This window comes from Clostridium sp. (genome assembly GCF_051278035.1).
GTDB lineage: Bacteria > Bacillota > Clostridia > Clostridiales > Clostridiaceae > Clostridium_AD.
This window is the reverse complement of record NZ_JBNMNU010000203.1, coordinates 1-7,026: the sequence shown is the minus strand read 5'-3', so window position 1 is coordinate 7,026 and position 7,026 is coordinate 1. Positions and strand designations below refer to the sequence as shown.

The 7,026-nt window shown below is 31.7% G+C and carries 9 protein-coding genes and 4 tRNA genes; all 13 read right to left on the bottom strand.

Going from position 1 to position 7,026, the window contains the following annotated elements:
• Positions 1-5 precede the first annotated feature (5 nt).
• Positions 6-81: transfer RNA gene (locus tag ACJAX4_RS20700), tRNA-Met, on the bottom strand.
• A 110-nt stretch (positions 82-191) separates the two neighbouring features.
• A tRNA-Met gene (locus ACJAX4_RS20695) sits at positions 192-268 on the bottom strand.
• A gap of 5 nt (positions 269-273) precedes the next feature.
• Positions 274-349, bottom strand: a tRNA-Met gene (locus tag ACJAX4_RS20690).
• 5 nt (positions 350-354) lie between these two features.
• A tRNA-Leu gene (locus ACJAX4_RS20685) sits at positions 355-443 on the bottom strand.
• Between the two features lie 142 nt (positions 444-585).
• Positions 586-999, bottom strand: coding sequence for a S1 domain-containing RNA-binding protein (locus tag ACJAX4_RS20680; RefSeq protein ID WP_435791323.1), 414 nt, complete (start codon positions 997-999; stop codon positions 586-588).
• Between the two features lie 80 nt (positions 1,000-1,079).
• Positions 1,080-1,352 carry an FtsB family cell division protein gene (locus ACJAX4_RS20675; RefSeq protein WP_435791322.1) on the bottom strand — a complete coding sequence of 91 codons (273 nt, stop codon included), beginning with the start codon at positions 1,350-1,352 and terminating at the stop codon, positions 1,080-1,082.
• 92 nt (positions 1,353-1,444) lie between these two features.
• On the bottom strand, positions 1,445-1,849 hold the full coding sequence (yabQ, locus tag ACJAX4_RS20670; protein ID WP_435791321.1) for a spore cortex biosynthesis protein YabQ: 405 nt from the start codon (positions 1,847-1,849) through the stop codon (positions 1,445-1,447).
• A gap of 7 nt (positions 1,850-1,856) precedes the next feature.
• Positions 1,857-2,150, bottom strand: coding sequence for a sporulation protein YabP (gene yabP, locus ACJAX4_RS20665; RefSeq protein WP_435791320.1), 294 nt, complete (start codon positions 2,148-2,150; stop codon positions 1,857-1,859).
• 142 nt (positions 2,151-2,292) lie between these two features.
• The gene (locus tag ACJAX4_RS20660; protein ID WP_435791319.1) at positions 2,293-2,553 is read right to left on the bottom strand and encodes an RNA-binding S4 domain-containing protein; all 261 of its coding nucleotides are present in this window, start codon (positions 2,551-2,553) and stop codon (positions 2,293-2,295) included.
• 100 nt (positions 2,554-2,653) lie between these two features.
• Positions 2,654-2,983 (bottom strand): HU family DNA-binding protein, encoded by a 330-nt coding sequence (locus tag ACJAX4_RS20655; RefSeq protein ID WP_435791324.1) that lies wholly within the window; start codon positions 2,981-2,983, stop codon positions 2,654-2,656.
• A 44-nt stretch (positions 2,984-3,027) separates the two neighbouring features.
• A complete protein-coding gene (mazG, locus tag ACJAX4_RS20650) occupies positions 3,028-4,473 on the bottom strand; it encodes a nucleoside triphosphate pyrophosphohydrolase (protein WP_435791318.1) in 1,446 nt (481 codons plus the stop codon).
• A 25-nt stretch (positions 4,474-4,498) separates the two neighbouring features.
• Positions 4,499-6,028 carry a putative polysaccharide biosynthesis protein gene (locus tag ACJAX4_RS20645; RefSeq protein WP_435791317.1) on the bottom strand — a complete coding sequence of 510 codons (1,530 nt, stop codon included), beginning with the start codon at positions 6,026-6,028 and terminating at the stop codon, positions 4,499-4,501.
• A 159-nt stretch (positions 6,029-6,187) separates the two neighbouring features.
• Entirely contained in the window at positions 6,188-6,739 is a 552-nt protein-coding gene (spoVT, locus tag ACJAX4_RS20640) for a stage V sporulation protein T (RefSeq protein ID WP_435791316.1), read from the bottom strand.
• Positions 6,740-7,026: the final 287 nt, after the last annotated feature.

Here is a 7,026-nt window from a genome sequence, read left to right as displayed (position 1 = left end):
AACAATGGTTGCGGGAGTAGGACTTGAACCTACGACCTTCGGGTTATGAGCCCGACGAGCTACCAACTGCTCCATCCCGCGATAATAATGTCTAATGTTTCACCAAAACCAATTATATACCAATATTACTAACATGTCAATATTTCTCCATAATAAATATAGTATTTCAATATAATACTACTATATTGAAATGGTAGCGGAAATAGGACTTGAACCTACGACCCTTCGGGTATGAACCGAATGCTCTAGCCAGCTGAGCTATTCCGCCATGATTGGTTGCGGGAGTAGGACTTGAACCTACGACCTTCGGGTTATGAGCCCGACGAGCTACCAACTGCTCCATCCCGCGATACTTGGTGCTGAAGACCGGAATCGAACCGGTACGGTGTTTAACCACCGCAGGATTTTAAGTCCTGTGCGTCTGCCAGTTCCGCCACTCCAGCTTATTAACTCTTGGCACACTCACTATAAAATTTAGTACCACTTCATAGCGACATGTTTTATTATATATGATGCACAATCCGTTGTCAATGACTTTTTATTTCTTTTAAAATAGGAACTAAATATTTAGTTCCTACATAATCACTAATAACTAGAAGTTTTTTTACTATAGCCTCTGCCTTTTCCTTCTTGATGTTTTTTAACATCTTGAAATCTTTCTTCGCTATCTTTTAAAAATTTAGTCATTATATCTTCAAATCCAGTTGCATTTGCTTTGATTTTTTCCTTTTCCCAGTCTATTTCCATTGGTTTAATGGACCTTTTAGGTACTCCAGCCTGTTTTATGGATAAACTTATTTTACCGTTATCATCCACAGAAATCACTTTAACTTTTACAATATCACTTTCTTTAAGATGATCATTTACATTCTTAACGAATGTATCTGAAACCTCAGATATATGCACTAATCCTGTTTTACCATCCACCTCTACGAACGCACCAAAATTGGTGATATTTACTACTTTACCTTCAACAATACTTCCAGCCATTAAGGTCATATTAAAAAGTTCCTCCTCAAAAATAATGTTTTTTATTTTATATATTAATTTAAAAATAAGCATAAAAATAATTTTAGTGTTTAGTTTTTATTATCCATTACAGGAGTTTCACCTTCTTTAACAAGCCCTAAAATCTCTCTTGCCAATTTTTCTAAATACTTATCAGTCTTAGATAACTCTACTTCATCTTGAAGCAATTTATTTTCCTCTTTTTTCTTTTGCAATTCTACATTATACTTTTGTATATCTTTCTTTTGTCTAACCATGGTTACCTGTTGCTGAATTAAGATATAACACACATATACCAGTACAAACGTCAGTATCACATTCTTAACACCAAATTTTTTCTTCATATTTCATACCCTTTTCCTTTCAATGGAATGAGTATTCCTTGTGCTTCTTAATCTATTTTAATTTGTATTTCACATTTCTTCAAGCTATTTCTTTATAATTTATGTTTTTTTTTTATTTTCAGCTTATAAAACAATAAATTTACCGGGTATAAAATAGCATTCAATACAACTCTAAATAATTTCCCATAGAACTTCATAAGGTTAAATTGTACTTTTATAAAAGCTACGCTTAAGCATTTCAAATATAAGTATACTCCTATTATTAAGCACAAGTACACATAAAAGTTTATATAACCTTCATTAGTATACATCAAAAATATAAAAACTACTATAGAAGTTAATACCCAAAATAGCAAATCCTGTATTATAGTCATGAATTTGTTAGTATTTTCAAATCCTCTTATTAGTCTATATATATCAAAACATACTCCAGTTATTACTCCCGCTAGCAACCCGAAAATTATAAGTTTAACTTGGCCTATTAATGATATTATCATAACTATTTTACCTAAACAATCTTGATATTATACTATCTTTTTTAGCTTTACTCTTGTCGCTAGTGTAGACAAAAGAATCAACTTTACCAGTGATTACTACATCTCCATTTTGTACATCTAATTTGTTCATCTTTAGGTCCTGTCCTTTTATTATCATTGTTCCAACGTTTGTATTTAATAATATTTGATTTTCATTAAAATTTATAACCTCAATAATTCCGCTTATGTTTAGTTTATTTCTGTTTTCAAGCATCAAACTGCTTTTTTTATCTTCTATTTTCATTTCTTTCTTCGATTCCATAATATCCCCCTTACTAATTTTAATAATAAAATTGGGAACTAAGGGATCTATTCTTAATTCTCAATTCAACACACACCATTATATTCCTATAATCTATATATGCTTATTATCCTTAATTAAGAATTATATTTATCAACATTTATTATTCCTTGTCTTCTTTTCCTAAAATAATTTCATACATTTGCTTTGCAGTATCTTTAGTAACATGTTCTAAAATATTAATAATTTTAGCTTTTAAAGTTTGATTTGCAAACTTTATTTCTATAGTGTCACCCTCTGCTACTGCGGTCCCTGCTTTTGCGACTTTATCATTAATAGAGACTCTACCACTACTACATGCTTCTTTTGCTATAGTCCGTCTCTTAATAATTCTTGAAACCTTTAGATATTTATCAAGTCTCATATTCACATCTCCCTTTTTTAACATAATACATTATTTTAAGTCAAAGTTTTTAAAAGAAAAAACCTAGATCTACATCCAGGTTTTTGTATTATAGTAAAGATTATTTATTCACTATATCTTTAAATTCTTTACCAGCTTTAAATACTGGAACTGTTGATGCTGAAATTTGGATTTCTTCCTTTGTTCTTGGATTTCTACCCATTCTAGCAGCTCTTGCTCTTGTTTCAAAAGTCCCGAACCCAACTAGTTGAACTTTTTCACCTTTTTCTAATGTCTCTTCAATACTTTCTATAATTCCTTTTAACGCTGCTTCTGCATCTTTTTTTGTTAACTGAGATTTTTCTGCAATTTTTGCAATTAATTCTGATTTGTTCATTTTTGTTACCTCCTTATTATTGAATACACTATTAAAAGCATATTCTTCACCAATTTTCAAATTCCTTCTTTTGTAACTAGTTTTGTTTTCAAATAAATTTATCGTCCTTTAGATTCATTCCATAGCGCGTCCATTTCTGCAAGTGACATATTGGCTAAATCCAAGTTTCTATCCCTCGCATTTTCTTCCATGTACTGAAAGCGGTCAATAAATTTATCTATAGTATAATTTACTGCAAATTCAGGGTCAATGTCAAGCAATCTGGCAACATTCACAGTAGAAAACACCAAATCTCCCACTTCCTCTACTATTTTTGCCCTATTTTTTCCTTTATATACATCTTTTACTTCCTGTAATTCTTCTAACACTTTATCCATACCAGTCACAACACTGTCGAAGTCAAACCCGACTTTTGATGCCTTTTGTTGAACCTTATCTGCTCTCATAAGACCCGGCAAATTTTTAGGAACATGTTTTAATGTATCTGTATAATTACTGAATCCTTTTTCCACCATCTTAATATTTTCCCAATTTTCCAAAACCTCTTCCGGATTCAAAGATTTTTTATTCATAAAAATATGCGGATGCCTATTTATCATCTTATTTGTAATTCCTTTGATAACATCATTTATATTAAAATATCCTTGTTCTTTTCCTATTTGCGCATGAAATATCACTTGTAGGAGTACGTCACCTAGTTCCTCAATAATTTTATCTTCATCCTTCTCATCTATAGCTTCTAAAACCTCATAACATTCTTCAATGAGATTTTTTTTCAGTGATTCATGTGTTTGGCACTTATCCCACTGGCATCCATTTTCCCCTCTTAACGTATCCACAACCTTAATTAAATCATGAAAATCAGTTGTAGCCTCTAGTTCTCTTGGTATGTAAATTGAAGTTAGATAATCCACATCTTCTTGTCTATCTAGTTCATATAAATTTATTTTCCTTGTACTTTCTAAATCCTTTACACCTGCTGCTCTAACAAAATAAATCTCCATATCATCTTTATAATACTCAAGTAGTGCAAGTTTCACATCTGATGCTATAGATTTATTGTACACTTGCGTTATTATGACTCCTACTCTCTTATCAAGAATTTGATCCTTTATATCAAAGGCATCTATAATTTTAAGTCCGCAAATAGGATCTAATTTTAAACTTTCAATAACTGCATCTATAAAGCTAACTGCAGGAAGAATTTCTATGTCTATTCCTTTTAGATTGCAAAGATTCATTAAAAGTTTAACTGAAGTTTCTGCCACAAGAGGATGACCTGGTACTCCGTAAATAATATCTCCATATTTAGTGTGCTTTCCGATAAGATCTTCTGCAATATCCCTATATACTTCATCAAAATCATTATGTTGTTCGTATCTACCATCATAAGTTTCATACACAACACCTATAGAATTCAAGTAATCAACGGTAGGGTGTTTTTTGGTTCTAAGGTATATTTTGTTACCTCCTTTAAGAACTTCCAACGTTCCTATAGTTAGTGATTCTATTGCACCAGGACCAAGTCCTACTACTTTAATCATTATCTTTCACTCCTTTATTTTTATTTCATTTGCAAAATTTCTTTCTAATTTCTTCATATTCAAATATTCCCAGTAAAAAAATGAATAACAAATAAACAACCATACCTATTGTTATGGATATTATGCAAGACAGACCCACGCTCATTGTATAATTATAAACACTAGCGTTGCTAAATACAACCGCAATTATCATTATAATAGAGGCAAAAGCTGGTTTCACAAAAGCGCCCATAATATTGACCTTTAAGTTTAAATTTTTCTTTAACTCGTTCATGTTTAATATACAACTTGTAACATACCCTAAAACGCTTCCTATAACTGCTCCATATATATTTACAGATGACAATGAAACTAGTACATATGTTATTATAACTTTTACGATACAGCCTATACCTAAATTATATACAGGCTTCATATAATTACCTATACTTTGGAGTATTGCGGTGCTTGTCTGAGTTAAAATTATAAAAGGTATTGAGATAGATATATACTTTAAAATTTCATACCCTGCTGCATCTTTCATAAAAACTAAATGCATTATAGGGTACGCCATAAAGAACATGCCTAAAGAAGATGGAATCGATATTACATTAGACAATTTCACAGCCATATCTACTCTTTTAACGAGTTCCCTTCTTCTTCCTAAATAAAAAGCTTCTGCAATTATTGGCACTAGTGAAGCGCACAGAGCCACAGAAAGTGCCAAAGGTACATTCATCAAGGTAAACACCTTCCCAGTCAACTGTCCATACAACACAGCTGATTGTAATTGTGAGAACCCAGCCTTTACAAGTTGTTGCGGTACTAGCACTGAATCTATAAGTGACATAATAGTGCCTACCGCGGCTCCCATAGAAATTGGCAGTGCCGCCCTTCCTAAATCATACAAGATATGCTTTCTCTTTGATACTCTTCTCATCAATCTTTTTTTAGATTTAAAATAAGTTAAATATAAATATATGCTTCCCATAGCTCCACCTACTAGAGTTCCAAGTGCTGCTCCCGCAGCTGCATATTCAATGCCCCTTGGATACAACAAATATGCAAATAAAACCCCAGCAGAAACTCTTCCAATCTGCTCTACTATTTGAGAAATAGCAGTGGGTCTAACGTTCTGAAGCCCCTGAAAATACCCTCTAAATGTACACATAATGGAAACAAAAATTGGAGCTGTAGCAATAACCATAAATGAATAATATGATTTAGGGTCCCATCTTAATATGGATATAATAGGCCTTGCAAACATTAACATAAGTACTGTAACTGCCGAGGCTAATGTAATCATAAAAAAAAGTGTTTGCCTTAAGACCTGTAGGCCGCCTTCTTCATCATTTTTAGCATTCATTTCTGCAATAAATTTAGACATAGCTATCGGAATCCCTGAAGCTACAGCTACGAATGTCATATACAGTGGATACGACATTTGATAATATCCCATGCCTTGGTCTCCTATAAGAGCCTGGATTGGGATTCTAAAAAACAGACCTAAAAACCTTGTAAATATTCCTGCTACCCCAAGTATAATTGTCCCTTTTATCAATGATTGTTTCTTCATAATAACCCCCTTGCATTCCTATAGTTCTTATAAAAATACATTCTCTGATTATAATTACTTAATTAAAGGACTTATTATTACTCATATTACAAAAAAAAGTATATATTACTGCAAATCGTTTCAATTTGCTAAGCAATATATACTTTTTAATTTTATACCTTATTGTTCCATTTGTTTTCCTAAAAAGGATGCAGCAGTTTCAGCTAGTTTTAATTCTAGATTTCCAAATTTAGCTTCTGGCTCTGTAGATACAATTATCACCGCTCCGATTGCATCACCTTCTGAAATTATGGGAGCAATAACCTCTGCACCATATTTATTTTGCACCTCATCTTCATACAATGCTATAATTTTTTCTGAGCCCTCACCTAAGATGATAGCTTTCCTATCCTCCATAATTTTTTCTAATTCCATACTAATTTTCTTATCAACATACTCCTTTTTAGCACCGCCACTTACAGATATTATGTTATCCTTATCGCATATAATTATTACATTACCGATAGTTTGTTGTAACGAGTCAGCATATTCCTTAGAAAATTCACTTAATTCACCTATTGGTGAGTATTTTTTTAAAATAACTCCACCTTCTCTATCAGTAAATATTTCTAAAGGATCTCCTTCTCGTATCCTGAGAGTTCTTCTTATTTCTTTAGGTATAACTACTCTTCCTAAATCATCTATACGTCTTACTATGCCGGTTGCTTTCATTTAAATAATTCCCTCCTTATATAAAATATTATATAATAAACTTACACTATTATTATTTTCCAAACTTGAAATTTTATGCACAATTGTATTTGTTTAATTTTAATTCACAAAAAAAATAAAGGGGCTGTCTCAAAATAGAAATTACTTTCTATTTTGAGACAGCCCTTTTTCATCTTTTAAATGAAAAAGCGAATTCCAAAGAATTCGCTTTTGTTGTATAATTTATATATGACAAATAACAAAATTACACACAAAGATTATAACAGTAATTATAACTTTTATCAACT